The following is a 22,337-nucleotide window of genomic DNA, read 5'->3' as shown; positions in this document are numbered from 1 at the left end:
AGCGAAGTTTGACGATAAAGATTAGATAACAGCCCTGGAAAAGTGGGTCGTTTTTCGGAGTCGGGGGGTGTCACAGGGCGCCACGTATCGCGGCGCACACCCCAGAGGTTCTGCGAGGATTCCATGACCCAGTCCGACCACTCCACGAGCCGCGGACCGAAGCGGCGCGGTGACACGACCCGCCCGGCGAGCACCCGATCTGGGACCCGCCGAGGCGGGGATCGCCGCCCCTATCCGACCGCGTCGACCACCACGAGGGTCAGTCCCGCCAAGCCCGGTTCCGCGAGCACCCGCTCCCGTTCGCGCGGGTCGACGTCGACGCCCACCCCGGCGACGGTCTGGACGGCCGGCCCGGCTCCGATCGACCTCGACACGGCCTGGCCGGAACCGATCGTCAGCAAGATCGTCAGCTCGTTCAGCGAGTCCGGCGCGCGGGTCGCACTGCTGCCCTGGCCGACCTCCGACGGCCGTGCGCCGCTTGCACTGGTCGGCGCGGACGGGGTGATCGACCACGCCCCGGCGACCGAGCCGGACCAAGCGCTGGCCGACGCGCTCGCCACCGTCGAGGAGCTCAACCGGACCGGCCGCGTGGTGCGCGTCGCGGCGGACCCGACCGCCACCGGTCCGGGTGCGCGTCCGTTCTGGGCCGACCTTGTCGGCGACTCCGATCGCTCGGCCGTGACCGCCTTCCCCTCGGCGCGATCGGACTTCGGCGACGAGGTCTTCGACGGTGCCGAGGACGCGCCGGCGGACACCGACCTGATCATCACGAGCCTGCGCCCCGAGCACGGCGGCGATCAATCCAGCGACCTCGTGGCGTTGGTCGCGGCACGGCTGCTGCGGGTCGGCGGCATCCTCGTCGTGCTCACCCACTGTGACTGGCCCGCCGGTGAGCTGATCGACCCGACCGGCGCGGTCGTGGCATCGGCGCAGAACGCCGACCTGCTCTACCTCCAGCACATCGTGGCCCTGCACGCGCCGGTGCGCGGCGGCCGGTTCGCCACCGAATCCCTCACCGAACTCGACAGCGCGGCGGCCGAGAACGAGGTGCGAGCTCGACACCGCGCGTCTGTGCGCGGGCTGTCCGACCCGCATCGGCGCATCCACTCCGACGTCCTCGTCTTCGCCCAGCCGCACGACTACGAGCCGCCTCGCCACAGCCCGGCCGACGCGACGCTCGAGAGCGGAGTCATCCGATGAAAAGCGCCCAGGTGCCCAACCCCGCCCAGCCCGGAGACCCCCGCCAGGAAGGCACAACTGTGGCCGACGACCGCTTCCCGCGCGCTCTGTCCGACACCGACACCAACCCGGTCCCGGCCAGCACGGAGAACCCGCTGGGCGGACCGACCCAGCGCGTCCCGCGCGCGCTCATCGACGACCTCGATGGCACCACGGGTACGCAGCCGGAGCGGGTCGCCGACGATTCGGCGGGAGACGTGGCGGTGTCGGTGTGGACGACCGCGCAGACCTCCCCGGCCGCCCAGCGCAAGGGCCGCTACACGCCCGAGTCGACCGCGCACCCGGCGAAGATGCTCCCGGCTGTGGCCGCGCACGCGATCGCCCACTACACCGAGCCGGGCGACCTCGTGCTCGACCCGATGTGCGGGATCGGCACCACCCTCGTCGAAGCCCTGCACGCCGGGCGCCGCGCGGTTGGCATCGAGTACGAGCCGCACTGGGTCGACGTCGCCCGCGCCAACCTCGCGCTCGCCCACGACGCTGGGGTGGAGCACGAGGGCCGGGTGTTCCACGGCGACGCCCGCCAGATCGCGTCGCTGCTCCCGCCGGAGTATGCCGGGCAGGCCGCGCTCGTTGTCACGTCTCCGCCGTACGGGCCGTCCACGCACGGGCAGGTGTCGGTCGCGCCGGGCGCGGGGGTGCAGAAGTACCACCACCTCTACGGCAACACCCTCGACCGCGGGAACCTCGCCAACATCGGGCACCACCGGCTGCTGGTCGGGTTCACCCGCATCCTCGCCGGACTCACCACCTACCTGCGGCCGGGCGGGCACATCGCCATCACCATCCGGCCCTGGCGAGAGCACGCCGAGCTGATCGACCTGCCCTCACAGATCCTCGCCTGCGGCCTGCACGCCGGCCTGATCCCGGTCGAACGGTCCGTCGCGCTGCTGGCGCGCGCCGCAGAGCACGACCTCGTCGCGCGCGGGTCCTTCTTCCAGCGCGACTTCATCCGCAAACAGCGCGAAGCCGGGCTGCCGCTGCACCTCATCAGCCACGAGGATGTGCTGATTTTCCGCACGGCACTGCGGCGCTTGGCGGGTTCAGCAATCTCGACGGACCGTCAGGGTTCACGACGGTTCCTCACCGGCCGAGCACGACACACCGAGAACACGAGCGGCGAGTCGGGTGTGTCGGAGAGCTGGGCGGCATGACCACCCGACCACCCCGCACCCAAGCCCGGTCAGGGCGCGACTCCGCCCCCGCCCTCGTCGCCGTCACCACGCCGGCGGCGGGGGCGGTGCGGGCGGCCACTTCGCCAACCGTGCCGGACGACGCGCGGCAGAACGTGTCGGTCGGCGCGAGCCCTGGACCGGCCGTCGGGTCGGTGTGTACCGGCTATCTCGGACTAGACCTCGGCGTGCTGGCCGCGTTCGGCGGTGGACGCGTTGCCTGGGTCGCCGACCCCGACCCGCACATCGCCCAAATCCTCGCCGCCCGGCTGCCAGGCGTGCCCAACCTCGGCGACGTCCGCGCTATCGACTGGACCGCAGTGGAGCCAGTCGACGTGCTCACCGCCGGATTCCCCTGCCAAGACATCACCGCCGCCGGGCGGCGCGCGGGCATCGAGAACGGAGCGCGCAGTGGCCTGTGGACCGACATCGTGGCGGGCGTTCGCCTACTACGACCCGCGCTGCTCGTCCTGGAGAACGTCGCCGCGCTTCGCTGGAAAGGCGGAGGTCTCCACCGTGTACTCGGCGACCTGGCCGAAACAGGGTATGACGCGCTCTGGCGTAGCGTCCGCGCCGCCGACGTCGGCGCGGCACATCGCCGCGAGCGAGTGTTCCTGCTCGCCTGGCCTCGTACCGGTGCCCCCGACCACGGAGGCCGAGATGCTGCCGACACCAACCGCGCACGACGGTTCCTCCAACGGCATCTCGGCGGCCAGCAGACAGGGCGGCCCGTCGCTGCTGGACCGGTTGCGGCTACTGCCGACACCGACCGCCTCGGACGCGAAGAACTGCACGCACAAGACGCAGGGTGGCGGCCCGGCGCTACCCGACCAGGCGCGGCTGCTGCCGATGCCGAGGGAGTCGGACTCCGGCACGGCGGGACGCCTGGCCGGGGTCGGGGTTCGGCCGCCGTTGTCGCAGCAGGTACTTCCGTTGGTCGACCCCGAGGCGTTCCTGCCAACGCCTCGGGCAACCGACGGGACGAAGGGTTGCCCGGCGCAGCGGGGATCGAAGGGCGACTTGATGCTGCCCCCAGCGGTGATGTGCCTGCTCGTCCCGGACGTGGGCGGCGGCATCTCGTAGCCGTCGCCGACCCGGATCTCGCCTCGCCAGCATCGGTGCATCCCGAGGTGGACTGGGACGACTATGCGCCGGCCGTGCGGCGCTGGGAACAGATGCTCGGGCGACCAGCGCCGTTCCCCACACAACCGGGCGTCCATGGGCGTTCCGTGCTGTCCCCGGCCTTCGTCGAGTGGCTCCAAGGGCTCGAGTCGGGCTGGGTGACGGAACTCCCGCTGCCGCGCACCGCGCAACTTCGCGCGCTGGGCAACGGCGTCGTTCCACAGCAGGCCACGTACGCCGTCGGGTTGCTGCTCGCCGACCTCGCCGAACTCGTCTGCGTCGATTCCACCGAGCCCTCCGGACACGCGGAGGAGGCGAACGCAGCATGACCACACCAGCCTCCACTCACGACACCGGTCCGGTCTTGCGATGCCTCTCGCTAGGCGCCGGGGTCCAGAGCAGCGCCGTACTACTGCTGGCCTGCGAGGGTGTGATTCCTCGCTTCGATGTCGCGCTGTTCGCCGACACCGGCTGGGAACCACGCGCGGTGTACGCGAACCTCGCCCGGCTCCGTCTGCACGCGGAGAAGTTCGGTATCCCGGTCCGGACGGTGTCGGCGGGCAACATCCGCGACGACGCGCTCGACCCGGCCCACCGGTTCGTGTCGATGCCACTGCACGTGCTCAACCCCGACGGCAGCCGAGGCTTGGCACGGAGGCAATGTACTAGCGAGTACAAAATTTCGCCGCTGAAGAAGGCAGCGCGCGACCTGCTCGGCTACCCGCATCCACGACGGCTGCCGCGCGGCGTGTACGTCGAGCAGGCCATCGGCATCAGCACCGACGAGTTCACCCGCGCCAAGGACTCCGGCGTCAAGTACCTGCGCAACGTGTTCCCGCTGATCGACCTCGGCTGGAACCGCACGCGGTGCGCCGAATATCTCGCCGAGCGCGGGTTCGGCGAGACGGTGAAAAGCGCCTGCGGGTTCTTCCCTATCAGGTACACCTGTTGCGTGATCTTGTGTTGCACGCCGGTGGTGGCGTAGACGATGGCTGGTTGGCAGGTTTTCTGGGTTCCTCAGCAGGGCAGCACGCCGCGTGGCGAGCACCCAGTGCTGAAGCGGTGGACGGAACTGGAGGAGCGGGAGGAAGCGGCGCGGATCGATCCGGGGGATCCGTTCATGCTGGATCCGGACTGGCGGGCTGATGCCCGGCTGACGCGCTACTTCACCCGGTCGCGGTTCGCTCGGCTGTCGCCGGAGACGAAGCGCAACTACGTGACCGACTACCGCGTGTTCTTCGATTTCCTCTGGCAGCGCGGAAAGTGTTGGTCGGATGCCACGGCCGAGGACCTGCTGGATTGGGAGGACTGGCGACGCTGGTCCCCGCGCAACGAACGCCGGATCGGGCCGGACAAGTGGAACCGCGAGCTGGCCGCGTTGACCAAGCTCTACGGCTGGGCGGTCGATGCCTGCTGCATCCCCAGCAGCCCGGTGACGACGCGCGAGGCGATCTCCCGCAACGGCGATAGGGTTCAGGTTCCGGCGGCGCGGGCGAGGAACGCGCGTGGCAGCAACGTGAAGTGGCTGACGCCGGCGGCGTTCCGGCTCTGGCGGGATGTCGGGCTGCGCGGCTACGGCGCCGACGGGCGCCGTGATCGCAGCTGGCGGGGACGCCACGACGACCGCAACGCGGCGTTCGCGGACTTGCTGTTCTCCTCCGGGCTGCGACGCTCGGAGGCGGGCACGCTGCTGACGTTCGAGCTGCCGTCCGTTGAGGACACACCGCGCCGCTACTACGCCGGACGCCTCGGCGCCGAGGCGACGAAGAGCAGGCGGGTGCGCACCTTCTACGTCGCGGCGGATGCGTTGCTGGCGATCGACGCCTACTGCACAACGACGCGCCGCGCCGCGATCCGGCGAGCGCAGCGTCATCGTCGCTACGACCGCGTCGAGGGCATGCTGGTGCTGACCGGCCGGTCGGGGTTCAAGCAGTCCGTGCTGCACTGGCACGACCAGCGAGGCCGGGAGCACCGGCGCGGGCTGGCGACACTGTCGCATCAGGAAAGGCTCCGCCTGTTCGTCGACGGCGACGAGGGTCTGGAGCCGCTGGCGCTGTGGTTGTCCGAGGACGGCACGCCGTTTGCCCCGCACTCCTGGGAAGCCGTCTTCCACGCCGCGTCGGTCCGCTGCCAGTCCATTTTGGCTGATCACGTCGCCGAGCCGCCGTTCATGACCCCGCACATGGCCCGGCACTCGTTCGCGCTGCACATGCTGGTCGCGCTGCATCATGCGATGGATCGCCGGTTCGGCCTGGACCCGGAGGAACGGCGCGACCACCGGCTGCTCTACGGCGACGTCTGGCAGATGGTCAAGGACCTGCTCGGGCACAGCAGTGTCGAGACGACCCGGTCGATCTATCTGGCCCCGGTGTCGGACCTGCAGGTCCGCTCGCTGCTGATGGAGGACGTCGACACCGACACCGGCGAGCTGCTGCGCCTGATCGCCGCGGCCTCCGACCGCGTCCTGGACGCCGAGGAGTGCGCATGAACCCGCGATCGGGGCGTCGCGCCGTCCTCCCGGAGAGCGTCCACCATCGGCCTGCTGTCCTGGAGCCCGGGACGCTGGTGGTCCGCCACATCGCTGAGCAGAGCCGGAAGGAAGCCGTCTACGACTTCGGCGCGCTGCCGCTGGCGCCGCAGCTGCAGCGCGAACTGGCCGAACTGTTCGCCGGCCAGCTCGGGCCCGCCGGCAGCTGGCGGGCCTTACCGACCAGCAGCGAAATCTGGCAGAAGGTGGTCACCTTCGCCGGCTGGCTGGCCGCCCGCGAGCCTGGTCCGCAGCAGTTCTCGGAGCTGACTGTCGGGATCTGGAACGCGTGGCGGCTCAGCCGCGCCGACAGCACGGTCGGGCGACGCGAGGTCAGCAAGCTGGGCCCGCTACTGGCCAAGCACCCGGCGCTGCCGGCGCCGGTCCGCGAGCTGATGACCAGGCGGATGCCGACCGAGACCCGCCGCGAGGTCGCCTACCAGCCCCACGAGTTCGACCGGATCAAGAAGCTCGCCACCCAGAAGGTCCGAGCAGCGCTGCGCCGGATCCGCGAGCACGTCGAGCTGGTCGAGCAGTGGAGGACCGGGCAGCTGCCCGAGGGAACGGAGCAGTGGCTGGCCGGCGAGGCGTTGGATCACATCGCGCGCACCGGCGACCTGCCCAACCACGTCAGTATCAGCCGGACAGACCAGTCACGCCGCGTCCGGCCGCCGCTGCGGCACCTCGACATTCTGGGAGCAAGTCCGTGGCGCCGGCTGTTCCTGACCGGTGAGGAGGCATCGTCGCTGGCGGTGCTGCTGGTCGCTACCTACGGCTGGAACGCGACCCCGGTCTCGGAGCTGACCGTCCCCGACACCACCCCGAACGCCGGTCCGGACGGCCACACCATCTACCGGGTCGAGCTGCACAAACGACGCCGCGGCGGGGCCGGCACGGTCGAGACCCGGAACCTGACCGACTGGGGCGCGGACTCGCCGGGACGGCTGATCGCGCAGGCCATCGAGATGACCGCACCGGCCCGCGCCGTTCTCGCCGCCGACGGCGCACCGACCGACCGGCTGCTGGTCTGGCGGCTCAACCGCGTCCGCGACCCCCAACGCCCCAACCCGGCGCCGGAGCTGTTCCGGTCCGGAGTGGACGACCACACCTTCCGCAACATGCTCAAGATCTGGAAGACCGAGCACGGGATGTCGGTCAGCCTCCGCCGCCTGCGCAAAACCGTGATCGTCCTGCACAACCGGACGCCGACCCAGCACACGCAAGACACCCACGACCAGATCTATGTCTTACCGGATCCGCAGACCTGGCAACGATCCTCACCGATCATCGCCGAGGGCATCGAGTCGGCGCTGGTCCACGCCCGGACCACGTTCACCGCGCGCACCAGCCGCACCGACCTGCCCGGCGCCCAGGACACGGTGACAGCCGGATGCACCGGCTACACCCACAGCCCCTTCGGCGAAGACGGAGCGCCCTGCCGCGCGTCGTTCCTGCTCTGCACGGCCTGCTCCAACGCCGTCATCATGCCTCGTCATCTGCCGCGGCTGGCTTACCTGCAGCACGCGCTCGACGAGCTGCGCGGCGTGATCGGCGCCCGGATCTGGGACCAGGAATGGCGACATCATCATGCCCGCCTCGCCGACCTGCGGACCCGCCCGGACTTCACCGCGGCCGAGTGGCGTGACGCCCTGGCCGAGGTCACCGAGCACGACCGCACGATGATCGACCACCTCTTGCGAAACAGGTTCGACGCATGACCCACGCCCTCGCCACATCCACCACCCGGCCGGCAGCGGACCAGGTTCTCGTCGACCCGGAGACCGTCCCGCCCGAACGTCGGGCGTTGCTGCCCCGCTACGGCGACCCCACCTGGTTCTTCCACCACCTCTCGCAGAACCCGTCGTCGTCCAACGACCTGATCCGCTGGAGCCGCTACCCGGAGGTGTTCCGCGAACCGCTGCGGCACGCGGCCTGGGCGATGCTGAACTACGCCCTCTCCGACGCCGACCTGGCCCGCCACGGCGCCGCGATGCGAGCCCGGCTCAGTCCCGGACGCCTCTATCGCACCACCCGGGACTGGCTGACCTTCGCCCGCTGGCTGACCGAGCGCGGCATCACCGAACTCGGGCAGGTCAGCGCCGAGGACCTCGCCGAGTTCAGCCTGCACCTGGCCCGGCGCGGGCTGAGCCGCAACACCGTGGTCAACTACCTGGTCGGACTGTCCCGGCTGCACTCCTACGCGCGGCTCTACCTGCCCGAGTCTGACCGGCTGGTTGAGCCGCCCTGGCTTGGCCGCGGCATCGACGACTACCTGCCCGCGGCCTCGGCCCGAGGCGAGAACGTCACTGAACCGATCACCCCGGACACCCTGGGCCCGCTGCTGGTCTGGGCGCTGCGGATGGTCGAAGACTGCGCCGGGGACATCATCGCCGCCCATGACGAGCGCACCCGGCTGCTGGCACGGGCGAAGAACGCGATCGCCGAGCCGCTGGTCACTTTGCTGCACCGGCTGCGCGCGGGAAACGAGCCGATTCCCTGCCACCAGACCAACGACGCCTACGCGGGCACCATCGCCTGGAACTACCTCGCGGGACTGACCGGTGCGTCGGCCAAGCAGGCCAAGATCGCTCTGCGCGGATCCGACCTCCCGGCCTACGCCGCCGCCCACCCCGGCCCCTGCCCGCTGGATCTTCCCATCCGGGGCACCGTTGGCGGGCAGCCCTGGCACCCGGGAATCACGTTCGATGAAGCCTTCGGGCTCGTCGTGCGGCTGGTCGACTGCTGCTTCATCGTGATCGCCTACCTGACCGGCATGCGTCCCGGCGAAGTCCTGGGCCTGCGTCACGGCTGCTGTCCCACACCGGCCGCCGAGGGCAGCTCGGCCGTCACGCACCTCATCCACGGACGCCAGTTCAAACACGCCCGTGACGAGCACGGCAACCACGACTCCGCCGGCGCCGTCCGCGAGACGCCCTGGATCGCGATCCCGCCGGTCGTCCGCGCCATCCGCGTCCTGGAGCGGCTGGTCGGGCCCGGGAAGCTGCTGTTCGACGCGCACACCTTCGACCCGCGCCGCGGCGAGACCCGCCACGGCAAGGCCATGGCGACCACCACGATGGCCAACCGGCTGGAACGCACCGTCGCCTGGCTGAACGCCCTCGCCGAGCAGCTCGGCCGCCCGCAGGAGACGATCCCGCCCGATGGGCGGATCGGCATCGCCCGGTTCCGCCGGACACTGGCCTGGCACATCGCCCGACGACCAGGCGGGCTCGTCGCGCTCGCCCTGCAATACGGCCACCTGCGCACCGTCATCAGCGAGGGCTACGCCAGCCGCTCCCGCGGCGGCATCCACGACCTGCTCGACATCGAGACCGCCCGAGCCACCGCCGACCACCTCAGCGACGTCCATGACGCCCTCGAAGCCGGCCACGGAGTCTCCGGGCCCGCCGCGCGCCGCCTCATCAACTCCGCCACCCAGCACCACCACCGCTTCGGCGGCACCGTCACCACCGCCCGCCAAGCACGCACCCTGCTCGAAGACCCGACCTTCACCGTCTTCGACAACCCCGACGCCTACCTCACCTGCAACTACAACCCCGCCAAAGCCCTCTGCCACCCCGACCGCAGCGGCACACGCGACACCCCCAGCCTGGACCGCTGCGTCGCCAGCTGCGCCAACATCGCCCGCACCGACACCCACGCCCACGGCCTCACCCAAGCCGCCACCGACCTGCGCGACCAAGCCCGAACCGCCCTGCTGCCTGCCCCGCTGGCAGACCGGCTCCACGCCAAAGCCGAGCACCTCGACCAGCTCGCGCAGCAACACCACCACCAGTGAATCACCCTCAAGGACAGCCGGCCATGAGCGCTTCTCACGAACGCGACAGCATCCGCGACGCCATGCAACGGCTGCTGGAAGGCAAACCTCTGCGATCCGACGGGGCGCTCACCGTCGTCTCTCTCGCCACCGAAGCCGGCGTCAAACGCCACGTCCTGACCCACCGGCATACCGACCTAAAGGACGAGTTCTATGCCAAAGTCCGCGCACAGGGCCACATCCCGGCCAGCGAAGTCAAGCTCCGCGCTGACCTTCGAGAAGCAAACGACGTCATCACACAGTTGCGGGCGGAGAACCGGGAACTCGCCGGCACCGTCGAGCGCATGGCCCGCGTCATCAACGCGCTCACGGTCGAAAACGATCAGCTCCAGGACACCGTCGCAAAGCGCTCTTCCGGGACCGTCACTCCTATCCGAACACGATCTTGAGTCACGGTTTCGCAACACAGTTGGAGTCGGCAGGGAAGTCGGGTGCCCGTTCCACGGCAACGCGGGCTGGCGCTGGCTCCGCGACACGACCCCGACGGCTGGGCCGAGGCGGTCGAGTTCGATCGCGCCATCCGCGACGGCTACCCGCACGCCACCAAGCAGGGCCAGGAGTTGCGCGGGCAGTACTTCCTGCACCGGTCGTGCCGGCCGCTCGACGAAGTCGACCTCGACCCGCCTGCTGTCGGAAAGCGGCACCTGCGGCTGGTCTCCGCCAAGGCGGTGGAGGAGGACGATCCTGATGGCTGCTCGCCGTGGTCGTGCCGATCCGGCACCCCGGTCAGCGAGGAGCGTGCGGCATGACCGGGATGCTGCGCTCAGCCACGGACGCGGGGCATGAGCTCCTCTGGTCGGGTCTCGCAGCGTCGGCCACCTACCATCCGGACGAATTGACGATCGACGTCATCACCGCTCTGCAGCGTGAAGTCAACGACGAACTCCGACGGGAGGGCTATCCCGTTCAGCAGTCAGAGCTTCGTGGCAGTCCGGCCAACCCCGGGCGCCAGGCGCCGGGATGACAGCTCCTCACCAACGGGTGACTTGCCATGGCTGGTGCTGCGTCACGGCCGCTCCGGGGTGCGGTCCGATCGGAGGCAGAACCGGCGTCGGTACGTCGCAGCACCACGACCGGTCCACAGATGGGGTTCTGCGCACCGCCGGCGACCGTCAGCGCGCCGATCCCGACCACGCAGCACCTGCGCCCCGTCGCAACCGGCAGCCCCGACAGGGGCGGCCCAAGAGCGCGCCAGAAATCCAACAGCGAAGCTCAATTTCAACCCTGTAAGGACAACGAAGATGACCGAGTCACTGCCACGACGAGCATGGACACCCAAGGAAGTAGCCGCGCAGCTGGGAATTCCCTACGAGACTGTGCTTGACCTGATCCACAAGAAGAAGCTCGGCGCCGTCACAGCCGGACGCTACTACCTGATTCCCGATTTTGAAATAGAAAATTTTCTGCGCACACAAGAGTTGCCCTAACATCGATTGCGCAAATCGAAAATGCGAAATAGCCGCAATCACCTCATCTTTCCAGCGACGGAGTCGGCATCATGGGGCGACCAGCAACACCGGTAGGCACATACGGCGTCATCAACGTCGAGCAGTTGCCTCCGACCCGAGCTGGCAAGGTGCGTCATCGCGCGAGCGCGTACTTCAGAATGGCAGACGGATCGCTTCGCCTCGTTCGCCGGCAGGCACCCACGAAAGGGCAGGCAACGGTCCGCCTGAAAGAAGCGCTACGCGAACTGGCAACCGAAACCCAGGACGGCGACATCGACAAAGACACACGTTTTCACCATGTGGTTGAACTGTGGCTCGAAGAGATCGCTCAGGAGGCAGAATTGGGCAACCTGTCCCCCACCACCGTCAGCCTGTACCGGCGAGCCCTCAAAAACTGGGCGCTCCCCTCACTCGGCCAACTGCGATGCCGCGAAGTCCTCGTCACCCGATGCGACAAGGTAGTCAAAAAGGCACGCGCTAAGGCGAGCTATGACACCGCCAAGACCGTCAAGGCAGCCCTCTCGGGCGCCTGCGATTTTGCCGTGCGCCATGGCGGCATGGATGCGAACCCCATTCGCTCGGTCGGGCGCATGTCGCGGGGCAAGCAGAAGGAAGTCGTGACGTTGTCTGCCCCGCAGCGTGCCGACCTCCTGGCGAAGCTGCGCGCCTACGCGCCGACGCGGCAGGTCGACGCCTGCGGACGGTCGCTGGGGGCACGCGGTCGGATCTGGCTCGATCTGCCGGATCTCATGGAGGCCATGCTGTCGAGCGGAGCGCGGATCGGGGAGGTACTCGCCATCCTCGGACCTGACGTCGAGCCGGCGGCGCCCACCGTCGCGGTGACTCACCACGTCGTCCGCGTGTCCGGTGTCGGGCTCGAGAGGCGCGAGCTTCGTAAGGGGAACGTCGGTGGCCTGCTGCTCGCGGTGCCGCAGTGGTCGGTGCCCATGTGGCAGCGTCGTAAGGACGCCGCTGGCGACGGCGCCCTGTTCGCCTCGTTTACCGGCGAACTCCTCGACCCCTCGAACGTGATCAACCGCCTGACCGAGGCAGTGACCGCGGTCGGCTACGAGTGGGTGACCAGCCACGTGTTCAGGAAGACGGTCGGCACCGTGCTCGACGAAGCTGACCTGCCGATCACGGCCATCGCCGACCAGCTCGGCAACACCCCAGCAGTTGCGGAGCGCCACTACCGGAAGCAGCGAGTAGCCAACATGGGGAACGCCGCTGCGCTGGAGGCGATGATGCCCGCAGCGACGACACCGTGACGCAGTTTTAATCACTAAATTCTCCCTCCAGGCGCCACGGCCCCACAACGCAGAGAAGCCCGGCCGCTGGCCTGGGCTTTCTCATTGCGAAGCTCCCCGCTTGGACTCGAATCAAGAACCCTCTCCACGGTTATCCGCTCCGCGGAGGCCAGCGGATCCGGCACCTAAGCTGCAGACTTCGGTCATGGATCGTCCGGTAGAGATCACTCCCGCCACGCTGGCCCCCCGGCTCGCCGACTTGCCGACTCACGAGATGCCCTGGGAGAGCTTCGAACTTCTCCTGCGCCGGATGGCACGGGAGGTTCGCGGCCTGCGGCAGGTGCAGCTCTACGGGACCCGGGGACAAGCACAGTACGGCATCGACATCATCGGGCGGAACGCCGACGACATGGGTGAGGCGATCCAGGGCAAGAAGTACGTTCGGTTCACCAAGAGGGATCTGGCCGACGCGGTGACGAAGTTCCTCACCGAGCGGTCGAAGCTGCCGTTCGAGGTCGAACGGCTGATCGTCGCTGCGGGCTGTCACGTGGATCGGACCGAGGTCGCCGACGAGCTGTACCGGTTCAGCCAAGACCACGACGACCTCGAGATCGAGTTGTGGGATCGCCGCAGTATCGGCGACGATCTGCGCGGCCGCCGCGACATCGTCACGGAGTTCTTCGGCGATGCAACAGCTGAGTTGTTCTGTTACCACGCTCCGCCTCCGGTCGTCCTCGCGCCAGCCGCCGACCGGATCGGGATGGCGGACGCGTTGATGCGAGGTCCGGCGTCGGCGGTCGGCGCGGATCGGCACCTCGGCGAAGCCGCCCGGATGGAGGCGGAAGATCCGCGCGGCGCGGCCCGGGAGCTGCAGCTCGCCGAAGCCTTGCTGGCCGACGGGAGTTTCGGAGCGCACGCCGCCGTGCTGACTCGCCGCCGGGCTGAACTGCTGTCGGCCGCGGGCGACCATGAAACAGCCGCGGCGCTACTGAGTCGACGATTCTGGCAGGCTCTGGACAGTTACGACCGGGACGAAGCGGGGGAAATCGCGCATTCCCTGCACCGCGTGAGCGAAGCCGCGGGCGGCCTTGCCATCTACGCGATCGCCGAGGCAGCGATCCGAGTCGAGCGCCATCCGCTCGGGCTACCCGCGGTCGAATTCGCCGAGACATGGTTCGCCGAGGCGCCGGAGGAAACCGCGCGACTCGCCTTGCTGACGGCCGAGACCGCTGCCATCGACTTCCCCGGCACGTGGACCCGCGAGAACGCCGATCTGCTAAAGCGATGCGCCGACGCCGTGCCCGGCACCGACGCGGACGGGCTTGTCCACCGGCTCCGCATCGAGATCGCCGACGCCACCGGGGAATGGACGGAACTGCTGGATCGGGCACGTCGCCGCCGCCTCACCCGTGGCACGGCGGCGATGATCCTGGCCCGATACGCAATGCACCACGCCGAACGCGGTGCCTTCGCCGCGGCGGACGAGTCCTGGGAGGAGGCAATCGAGCAGGCTTGCCTGGACGGCCGCAACACCGCCGCCGCTCAGTGGGTTCATTCGCGCCGGTGCCTCCACTCACGGCACCGGGGCCTGGAAGCGGATCTCGGCGACTTTCCCAAGCTGGTCAAGAGCCTTCGGCAGGCCGGCGACGCCGCCGGCACGTCTCCGGCACCTCGGGTCGAAGTCCGGGCTCTCCAGGCATTGGCCCAGGACAAACCCCATGTGGCCGCGCCGCGGCTGCGAAGCTGGCTGCGCTTTGCGCATTCCAAGGGGTACTGGGGAGAAGTCAACTACGTCCGGGGGCTGCTCGCTGACACGTACCGAGAGGCCGGCGAACCCGATCTCGCAGCAGCTCTGGTGATTTCGGCCGGCCAAGCCGGTGCAGTCAAGAAGCTGGCAGAAGATGCCGGCGATCGATTCCTCGATGTGCGGTCCCGGTTGACCACACCGGCGTATTGGGTATCAGCCACGGCTTTCCTGCTGCTCGCTGCTCAGGCCGACCTAGTACCCGACGATGACGTCGACGAGGTTGCTGGCATCGCACTCGACGCCCTCGCCGAGGTACGTGCCGGTCGGCTGCGGGACACTCCGCTCTTCTCTCCGTCTCTGGAGCTAGACGCCTTGAAAGCCGTTTCGGCCCTGGCCGGGCGCTTCCCGGCCGAGCAGACCGCGCGGCTCCTCGCCTATCTCCGGCCGTACGTGCCACGCGAGAAGAACCGGTACCGGTACACCGATGACGATCACGTCCGCGCGTGCGTCGCGATCGCCTCGGCGCATGCTTCGCTGCGTGGGGAAGCGATCGAGCAACTGCTGGGCCTGCTCGCCGAACCCACTTCCGGGGCCGCCAACAAGGTCGAGGAAGAAGCCGGCGACCTGGTCACCAGTTACCCAGACCTCTTCCGCGCTCGCCTGACCGAGCTAGCGGCGCAGGACAACCGATTCGCCGGCGTGCTGCTCGCCCTGATCACAGACAAGCCGTCGGAGGCTCAGCTCGCCGACGCGCGCGCCGCCGCCGAGCAGTTGAAGAAACCGTCACGCAACACCGCGCTGGTGATGAGCGTGGGCACGGCCGCCGTGCGGCAGTCACTTCTGGCCGAGCGCTTGCCTCCGGACGAACGGGCCGTGCTGGTACAGGCGCAGCTCGACCGAGCCGCCTCGCCGTATGAGCCCGGCAGCAACCGTGCCGACTACTACCTGGCCGCGGCCCACTTGTCCGCGGACTTGGAAGACGTCGAAAGCCTCTTCGCCGAAGCGCTGCTTCGGGCCGGCGATCCGGAACCCTCGAACGCCGATCTGGCCGACCGCCTCGGCAATCACCCGCTCGGGATGTTCCGGTCATCCGGCGCGATCACCGACACCCGTCCGTACGCCGTGGTCCTGGCAGCAGCGCTCGCCCGCACCGACGAACAGAAGGCACGGGTCCGCACCTGCGCGCTCGGTCTGCTGGGGCTGGGGCGGAACGCCGGGTACCGCGCCGTGCAAGCGCTGCAGATCCTCGGCCCAGGCGAGCTACTCCGAGATGTGCCGCTCTTGGCGGTGCACCAGGACTGGGCTGCCCGTTCCCTCGCAGCGGTGACATGGCCGGACAGCACACCCTCCGAAGCCACCGTGGGACTGCTCCTGGCCCACGACCCGGACCAGCGAGTCCGGCGCTCACTCGCCCGGGCGGTCCACGAAGCTCATCACAGCGAATCCATCGAACGAGTCAGGGCAGTCCTCGGTTCCGATCCGCGGCACAGCGTCCGCCGACTGCTCGAACAGCCATCGAGGTAAAGCGCCGGTCGACGGCGGCCAGACTTCACCACTGCGAGACACGATTCGCCGTCGACCGCCACCTGAGCACAGGTTCCACCGCGCTCGCCGCTCCGATGGCGAACTGAAAGAACCGCAGGCCGAGAGTGCGAGAGGGCAGATCGGCATCACCGAGGAAGGGCTCAATGCGCGCCTAGGCAGACGGCCTTCGCCGGCGCGTCGGTGGCGGGCAACCCCAACAGGGCCCGTACGTGCCCGCCGGTGTCCCGGGGCAGCACGCTCCCGAGCGCGGCGTGGTCGACCAGCCGCCAGCGCACGTAGGGTGCGTGGAAGACCGGGCGCTGCCGGCCGACGATCGTCTCGGCAAGGTCGGCAGCGACGTCGGCGAGAATGTTCGTCCGGAACGGCACCGCGTCCCTCAGCATGAGCAGCGTGGCGGTGCTGGTGGCAGTCGAGGTGGCTGCCTGGCCGAGTGCGCGCAGCAGCGGGGCGGGCGGCTCGATACTGGGCACAACTCGGACCGCGGCGACCAGCAGCCCACCATGACGCATGCGCAGCGACGTCAGGGCGTCGCCGACCTGAGGTTGGACGACGACGTGCGCCGCCGCCTGGGCCGTCACCGTCAGCAGCCGTGGTGCGGCCGTTTCGTCGATCTCGGCGGCGATGGCGTCAACGACACCGGGCGTTGTACAGACGACGCAGAGCAGCCGCAGCCCCAGCGCGGTGGAGGCGACTTCGACGAGCACGGCAGCCTCGAGCGACCAGCCCTCGGTCACGTGTTCCATGAGCGGGGCGAACCATTACAACTCCGCGACCGCTCCCTGTCTAACTGCCGTTACAACTAGCGGGAGTACTCCCTCAACCGGTCAGTTATGATGTCGCGGCGCTTCTCCAGCCAGCGTCCGACGCGACGCATCGTCGCCTCCAACGAAAGCCCGTCAGGAAAGGTGATGCCGGCGTCGCCCCAAGCGGTCACGATCGGGTCAAGAACTGCGACGAGGTCGGTGCGACCGACGGCCGCTGCCTGCGCCGCGGCTTCCCGGACGTCTCTGACCTCAATCGCGTTCTCGCGATGGCCGTTGCCCCTATGCGTTTCAAGTTCTTTATCTAGCGTAGATGCGGACCAGGTCGGCACGTCTCTTCGTCGCAAGGTGCTTCTATTCAACCAACGTCCGTGGTCGTGGCTGTACGTACGGCGATCAGCTGGATCGGTCAGCCACTGGTCATCTCCGCCCAGGCACCATTCGTGCAGCACATACTCGCGAGCCAGGCGCGCGAGGTTGTCTCCAACTGTTCGGTACCCGATCGTGAGGCGAGCAGTCGCGTCTGGGATGTCGCGCGAGCCGTAAGCCACGGGATGCGACAACCGGTATTGCGACCTATGCCCCGGCGCGATGATTTGACCGGCAAACGCGCTGACATCGATGAAGGCTGTTTCGCATACTGGCGCTCCCGTGAGCTTTCCTAGGCGGCTGACGATTGCCTCGGCGACGAGCGCGAACGGACCCTCAGGACCCTCCAACGCCTTCACCCAGTACTTAGTCGGCGGCGCCGCGTCCTTAACGGCCACAGTGAACGGCAACGCTGCCGTTCCGCCACCCTCGACGTCAGGCTGGTGAAGATCCACTGCCGTGAGCATAGTGAGGTTGCCCGACCAGGACAGCTCATCCCAGAAGTCAACGTACGCCGTATCCATGAGATCCAATTCTATCCGACGCCAGAGTTATAGAGCAAACGGTCAGGCGGGAGATAAGTTCGACGACGGAACCAGGCGAATATACGAGCTTCGCATTGGGCTTGAGCTCAGCAACCATGGCCCTGCACACATCAAGACATCGGACAGATTCTGACGCCTGTTAGAGTCCGCGGAACACAAGTCACTCTTAACACCCTAGAAGGTCAGACGCTTCAAGCTTTTCTAGCGCGCCGAAACGCTCATGCCGGGCTGTAATCTCACCAGTAGATCGCAATGGTTTCCGTCTCCAACAACCTCTCAGAACGCTTACCTTCCTTCGACGGTGACACTGCCACCGCCTGCGACTCGATGAAAGTTCCATCCACATTCAAACCTGCGTCCGCGCATGCTTGCCTGCGCAGCGCCACCAGGCCGGAAGCGTCTAGTGCCTTCCCGGCACAGCGCTCGATGAACGCTTGGATTGGGAGAAACGCGTCACGAATGGTGCTCGCCGACACGAACGCAGCAGCATGCTGAACTCCGAGCAAACGAAGATTAGCCTGATCCAGGCCAGAAAGCGTAGTCGCCGACGTTTCCGCAAGCAGGAAACCGTAACGCACCAATGCGCTAGCTTTTCTATCCTCGATCGGCGTGGGCACAGTCGAACTGCCGGCGAACGCCGCCGCCGACAGCGTGCTGAACTGGGACATGCTGTAGCCAACCCCGGGTGCTATGCGCATGAGCGCGTCAGCGGCTTTCATAGGGTTCCACCGATCCCGCAAACCTCCTTCATTGCTGACTCGACACAGAACATGGAAGCGAGACTTGCTGAACAACAGCCTGCGAATATCCTTCCAGTACAAGTCTTTTTCCGTATGTCCGACCAGATACAACGGCTCCATCCCACCGAGTCCCAACGCGGCGGCGACATCTCGATGAACGATCATCAAGCCCGCCGCAGCGTTCACCATCCCATAGTCGACGAGTCGACATTTCAAAGGGATCAGACCGGCCATCATTGTTTCGACAACCTTGGCCATGCCCGAGACTTGCTCAAACTGTCCTGCTTTGATCTGCGCGCGCAGCTCTTCAGCTTCTTCGGCAACTTCGATGAACGTCGCGAACGCCGCACTGAGCCGGAACATCTCTTCCGCTTCGAGTTCGACCTCAACTTCAATCAGGTCGCCCCGACGCAACGATGCGGCGGGCACAACCCAATCAGACCGCTCATCATCGAGCTGCGGCGATTCCAACTGAGAACGCAACGCATCCACGGTAGGGAGCACCGCTTTAGCTTCGCTCGACCGCAGCGCCATCTCTTCGTGTTCATGCTCGAACAGCTCATGAAAAAGTGTCTGAACAATCGCCTTGCTAACCACCTGCGAGTTGACACTGCGCGCCGATTCAAAACGACCAGAAACCTTGCTCTTCAACGGGGCAACACCGACCTCAGCCTGCGCAGTGAGCTCGGCTTTGGAGTTCAACCCGGCACTGTCGGTGAACGTCTCGGGGATCGTCCCCGCTCGCGCAGCGAGCAAGCTGACGACGCTCACCTCATCGAGATACACAAATTCGCGACGCCGTACCGCTTCAGAGACTCTGCGCTCAGGAACAGCCAACTCGTGCTCGCGTTTCCGGGGCCACGGCCACTTCATTGCGACTCCTTCGACGTGGAGCTGGTTTTCTTCGTGGCTGCGACCGTCTCACGCTGGTTGGCCGCCAGTTCGAACCCTGCTAGGTAGTCCTCGACTGTGACCGCGTCGCGGTCGTCTTTGATCGCGAACAGTGCCGCCTCACTCCGGATGCCGGCAAGTTCCGCCGGGCTCCATCCTTCGGTCCGGTCCGCGATGAGGCCGTGCGGCAGGTCGCCTTCTACGTTCATCTCGCGGACACTCTTTCGCAGGATGTCTTCCCTGTCATCGCGATCGGGAAGCGTGAAGACCACCTGCCAGTCGAACCGCCCCGGTCGGCGCAACGCGTCGTCGATGTCTTCAGGACGGTTGGTTGTCGCGATCACCATCACGTTAGTTCTCTTGTTGTAGCCGTCCATCTTGGTGAGCAGTTGCCCGACCAGCCTGCGCGAGGCTTCATGGGTGTCATCACCGCGTTGTGGGGCGAGGCTGTCGATCTCGTCGAAGAAAATGATCGCTGGCTGATGCTGCTCAGCGTCGTTGAAGATGTCGCGGACGAGTTTTTCGCTGTCCCCGAGATACTTCCCGACGATCTCCGGTCCGCTGACCAGATACAACATCGCGTGGGCTTGTCCTGCGATGATCCGCCCGAGCATGGTCTTGCCCGTGCCCGACGGGCCGGTGAACAACACCCCGCGCGCCGTGGGCGCGTTGATCTTCAACAGCTTGTCTCGATGCAGCAACGGCAGCTCGATAAGCTCGTTGATCCGCTCCTTGAGCGCGGCGTAGCCGCCGAAGTCGTCGTAGGTGGGCGCGTCATCGGGCTCAAACCGGTACTGACTGACGTCGCTCTGCATCTCAGCGAGCTCGTGGACGCGGCGGACTGGTTTCTCGACCAGAACTCTCCGCACCCCGTCGAAGTGAGTGCCTTCGACGGTGTAGCCCACTTTGACAGCAACCCCTGGCGTGATGGGGAACACCAGCAGGACCCCGCTCACGTCGATGATCGCTTCACCACCGTCGAGCAGCTCGGCCACTGTGCCGATCCAAGGCTTCTCGACCCACAGAGCACTCGGTGCTTTCGTCACCTCGCCCGATTGAAGATGGACGAGAACGGTGTCGCCGGCCGCGAGCTTGTCACGCTCCTCCTCGTCTTCATCTTCGCGTAACGACAACACGGTTCCGGCGGGAAAGCGGACGTAGATGACGCCACCGTCGACGTGGTCGACCCGCCCGACCGACTCTTCCAAGGTGTAGCCGTCAGGCATGGTGACGCCCACCTTCCCCTATAGAGCGCCGCACAGCCCGCAGAATTCTGTCCGCGCTCGTGCGCCTTCGATTCGCGACAGGCGACAATCCGAGGCTGTTCGAACCGCAGCGCCAGGTCCGCGCTGGCCGTGCCTCAGACCGCGGGCGCTGATCCAGTTCTCTCACGCCCCGGCCCGTCGTCGCGCTGTCACTGCGCCGACACCGGCTCGCTATAGATGTCGGGCGCGTAGTTCTTTGCCTTGCGCACGAAGAACGCGTAACTTTCGTGACGCTTGAGGCCCTCCTTGATCACCTCAGCATCGACCCCCGCGTGCAGCAGGATGGCCGCGCCGAGGATCCACTTCAGCGACTCCCATAGCACGAGGTTCGTCTTCCAAGTGTTCCGTGGGCCGGGGAGCAGGTGCGCGTAGTCGTTGCGGGCGTTCACCAGGCTCCCGGCCCACTTCACTGCCACCCCTGCAGCTTCCGGCACACAGTCCTTTGTGTACGCGATCAAGCGCTCCAGGCGTTGCCGGTAGGTCTTGTCACCGGTCTTGTGCAGTCGGAGGTCGAGCCCTTCCGCGCACGCCGCCAATTCGAGCAAGTCGGTCTCCAAGAAGCGTCCCGAGTCGCGTTCGAAGGTGCTCACCAAGATCGACGGGATCGGGTCGATGTCCCGAAAGGCCACAACCGCGTTCGCCACTGTCGCGAAGTCGATATCCGGGAGACGTAAGTACGAGTAGCCAGGTTCGATCGGCCTCACCGGTCGGTCTGCGCGGATCGTCGGGTGATACACCGGGTCGTAGAGTTCGGAGTTCTCCGTCGCCACCCGCAGCTGGGTGATCTTGCAAGAGCGATCCAGCATCACCGACGCCAGGTTCAGCACCGGCGCGACGAACTCGCTGTGGAGCGCATCCAGCGAGGCGGCTTCCGCATCGATCCGCAACCACGTCTCGTGCCGGATCTCGAGCCCCACTGAAGTCGGAGACGTCGGCTGCCGATAGTGTCCCAGATGGAGCTTCCCTAGGCCGCCCGGGATCGGCGCCTCCAGGGATTCCGGTTCCTGGTAGGACACCTCCACCGGCTTGCCGGCGGCAAACGACGGCTGGTACTTCGTGAGGCCGTGCCGCGCAGCCCACTCGTCGATGTAGGTGAACCGCACCATCGCCTTGAGGATCTTATCGGCTGGCTCGATGTGCGCGCCGCGGATCAGCCAGTGCCCTTCGAAGACCTGCGTGCCGTTCTCCGACTCGGCATCCAGATCCCCGAACAACTGGAAGTTCAGCGGATAAGTGTCGGCCTGCAGCAGCGTCACCTTCTGCTGGTTGCCGACGCTAAGCTGCCCGTGCACGGTGAACCGCTCAACCGGGAACTCCGGTGCCGGCACTCCCTGCATCCCACCGTCCTCGGTGGGTGACCACTCCACTGGCGCGGTCAGCTGCCCAGCAAGGGTGATTTTCGGGTTCCGACCCGACACATCCAGCCAACCCGGCAGCTTCTGCTCCGGATGGCCAGCCAGCCAAAACCGGCCCAGCAGATGCTGCTCGTCTCGATCCGCCACGCTTCCCGCCCTCTCCCCCACGTAACCATCACCTGGTGAACCGGTCGAGTTTAGCCACGCTGCGTAAGCTCGTCACGCTCTTAACTGTTGCCCGGGCAGCGTGTCGAGTGCCCCAATCGTTGCCGACGTGCCAATAGCGGTCGTTCGCGGGCGCGGCGTAGTCTCCACCGCTCAGCCGGGTGCGGTGCCATAGGCCGCCACGGACGCCACAGGCCCCGGCACCCCGCAGGGATCGAGCGGGCCTCCGCACCGCGTACCCCGACGGAGGCCTTCGTCGCTCCACATTTGTTGCACGGTCGACGACCCACGGGGGTGCTACGGGCAGATACTCATGCACGCTGCGTCCAGCACGACGTCGGCTTGGGGAACGGCGGGTGTC

The 22,337-nt window shown here is 67.3% G+C and carries 19 protein-coding genes and 1 pseudogene; 15 read left to right on the top strand and 5 right to left on the bottom strand.

Annotated elements, in window-relative coordinates; all coding sequences use genetic code 11:
- The first annotated feature begins 123 nt into the window (after window positions 1-123).
- The 15 genes and pseudogenes from AB0M93_RS11480 (at window position 124) to AB0M93_RS11410 (ending at window position 15,864) form a co-directional block, all read left to right on the top strand.
- Complete coding sequence (locus tag AB0M93_RS11480; protein ID WP_364271301.1) at window positions 124-1,200, top strand: hypothetical protein; 1,077 nt, start codon at window positions 124-126, stop codon at window positions 1,198-1,200.
- On the top strand, window positions 1,197-2,393 hold the full coding sequence (locus tag AB0M93_RS11475; RefSeq protein WP_364271298.1) for a DNA methyltransferase: 1,197 nt from the start codon (window positions 1,197-1,199) through the stop codon (window positions 2,391-2,393). Before AB0M93_RS11480 ends, AB0M93_RS11475 begins: the two co-directional genes overlap by 4 nt.
- A pseudogene (locus AB0M93_RS11470) lies at window positions 2,390-2,974 on the top strand (DNA cytosine methyltransferase); the annotation flags it as partial. The gene AB0M93_RS11475 and the pseudogene AB0M93_RS11470, both read left to right, overlap by 4 nt.
- Before the next feature lie 97 nt (window positions 2,975-3,071).
- Window positions 3,072-3,494, top strand: a complete 423-nt coding sequence (locus AB0M93_RS11465) for a hypothetical protein (RefSeq protein ID WP_364272925.1) — start codon at window positions 3,072-3,074, stop codon at window positions 3,492-3,494.
- 146 nt (window positions 3,495-3,640) lie between these two features.
- Window positions 3,641-3,862, top strand: a complete 222-nt coding sequence (locus tag AB0M93_RS11460) for a hypothetical protein (RefSeq protein WP_364272922.1) — start codon at window positions 3,641-3,643, stop codon at window positions 3,860-3,862.
- Between the two features lie 101 nt (window positions 3,863-3,963).
- Window positions 3,964-4,518 (top strand): hypothetical protein, encoded by a 555-nt coding sequence (locus AB0M93_RS11455; RefSeq protein ID WP_364271295.1) that lies wholly within the window; start codon window positions 3,964-3,966, stop codon window positions 4,516-4,518.
- A 3-nt stretch (window positions 4,519-4,521) separates the two neighbouring features.
- Entirely contained in the window at window positions 4,522-6,021 is a 1,500-nt protein-coding gene (locus AB0M93_RS11450) for a site-specific integrase (protein ID WP_364271292.1), read from the top strand.
- On the top strand, window positions 6,018-7,778 hold the full coding sequence (locus AB0M93_RS11445; protein ID WP_364271289.1) for a hypothetical protein: 1,761 nt from the start codon (window positions 6,018-6,020) through the stop codon (window positions 7,776-7,778). The genes AB0M93_RS11450 and AB0M93_RS11445 overlap by 4 nt, the downstream gene beginning before the upstream one ends.
- Window positions 7,775-9,859, top strand: a complete 2,085-nt coding sequence (locus tag AB0M93_RS11440) for an integrase (RefSeq protein ID WP_364271286.1) — start codon at window positions 7,775-7,777, stop codon at window positions 9,857-9,859. The genes AB0M93_RS11445 and AB0M93_RS11440 overlap by 4 nt, the downstream gene beginning before the upstream one ends.
- Before the next feature lie 23 nt (window positions 9,860-9,882).
- Window positions 9,883-10,287 (top strand): hypothetical protein, encoded by a 405-nt coding sequence (locus AB0M93_RS11435; protein ID WP_364271283.1) that lies wholly within the window; start codon window positions 9,883-9,885, stop codon window positions 10,285-10,287.
- A gap of 42 nt (window positions 10,288-10,329) precedes the next feature.
- A complete protein-coding gene (locus AB0M93_RS11430; protein ID WP_364271280.1) occupies window positions 10,330-10,647 on the top strand; it encodes a hypothetical protein in 318 nt (105 codons plus the stop codon).
- Window positions 10,644-10,862, top strand: coding sequence for a hypothetical protein (locus AB0M93_RS11425; protein ID WP_364271277.1), 219 nt, complete (start codon window positions 10,644-10,646; stop codon window positions 10,860-10,862). The genes AB0M93_RS11430 and AB0M93_RS11425 overlap by 4 nt, the downstream gene beginning before the upstream one ends.
- Window positions 10,863-11,139: 277 nt before the next feature.
- The gene (locus AB0M93_RS11420; RefSeq protein WP_169524045.1) at window positions 11,140-11,325 is read left to right on the top strand and encodes an excisionase family DNA-binding protein; all 186 of its coding nucleotides are present in this window, start codon (window positions 11,140-11,142) and stop codon (window positions 11,323-11,325) included.
- A 71-nt stretch (window positions 11,326-11,396) separates the two neighbouring features.
- Complete coding sequence (locus AB0M93_RS11415; protein ID WP_364271273.1) at window positions 11,397-12,614, top strand: site-specific integrase; 1,218 nt, start codon at window positions 11,397-11,399, stop codon at window positions 12,612-12,614.
- 184 nt (window positions 12,615-12,798) lie between these two features.
- Window positions 12,799-15,864, top strand: a complete 3,066-nt coding sequence (locus AB0M93_RS11410; RefSeq protein ID WP_364271270.1) for a hypothetical protein — start codon at window positions 12,799-12,801, stop codon at window positions 15,862-15,864.
- Between the two features lie 161 nt (window positions 15,865-16,025).
- Here the strand turns inward: AB0M93_RS11410 and AB0M93_RS11405 are convergent, their stop codons facing one another.
- The 5 genes from AB0M93_RS11405 to AB0M93_RS11385 form a co-directional block, all read right to left on the bottom strand.
- Window positions 16,026-16,628, bottom strand: coding sequence for a hypothetical protein (locus AB0M93_RS11405; protein WP_364271267.1), 603 nt, complete (start codon window positions 16,626-16,628; stop codon window positions 16,026-16,028).
- A 56-nt stretch (window positions 16,629-16,684) separates the two neighbouring features.
- The gene (locus AB0M93_RS11400; RefSeq protein WP_364271264.1) at window positions 16,685-17,539 is read right to left on the bottom strand and encodes a hypothetical protein; all 855 of its coding nucleotides are present in this window, start codon (window positions 17,537-17,539) and stop codon (window positions 16,685-16,687) included.
- Window positions 17,540-17,796: 257 nt separating this feature from the next.
- On the bottom strand, window positions 17,797-19,173 hold the full coding sequence (locus AB0M93_RS11395; protein WP_364271261.1) for a hypothetical protein: 1,377 nt from the start codon (window positions 19,171-19,173) through the stop codon (window positions 17,797-17,799).
- Window positions 19,170-20,417: an AAA family ATPase gene (locus AB0M93_RS11390; protein ID WP_364271258.1), complete on the bottom strand. Its 1,248-nt coding sequence runs from the start codon at window positions 20,415-20,417 to the stop codon at window positions 19,170-19,172. The genes AB0M93_RS11395 and AB0M93_RS11390 overlap by 4 nt, the downstream gene beginning before the upstream one ends.
- Before the next feature lie 188 nt (window positions 20,418-20,605).
- Window positions 20,606-21,958, bottom strand: a complete 1,353-nt coding sequence (locus AB0M93_RS11385; RefSeq protein ID WP_364271255.1) for a HEPN domain-containing protein — start codon at window positions 21,956-21,958, stop codon at window positions 20,606-20,608.
- Window positions 21,959-22,337: the final 379 nt, after the last annotated feature.

Source organism: Amycolatopsis sp. NPDC051102 (assembly GCF_040682815.1).
Taxonomy (GTDB): Bacteria; Actinomycetota; Actinomycetes; order Mycobacteriales; family Pseudonocardiaceae; genus Amycolatopsis.
This window is presented reverse-complemented; position numbering and strand designations above follow the sequence as displayed.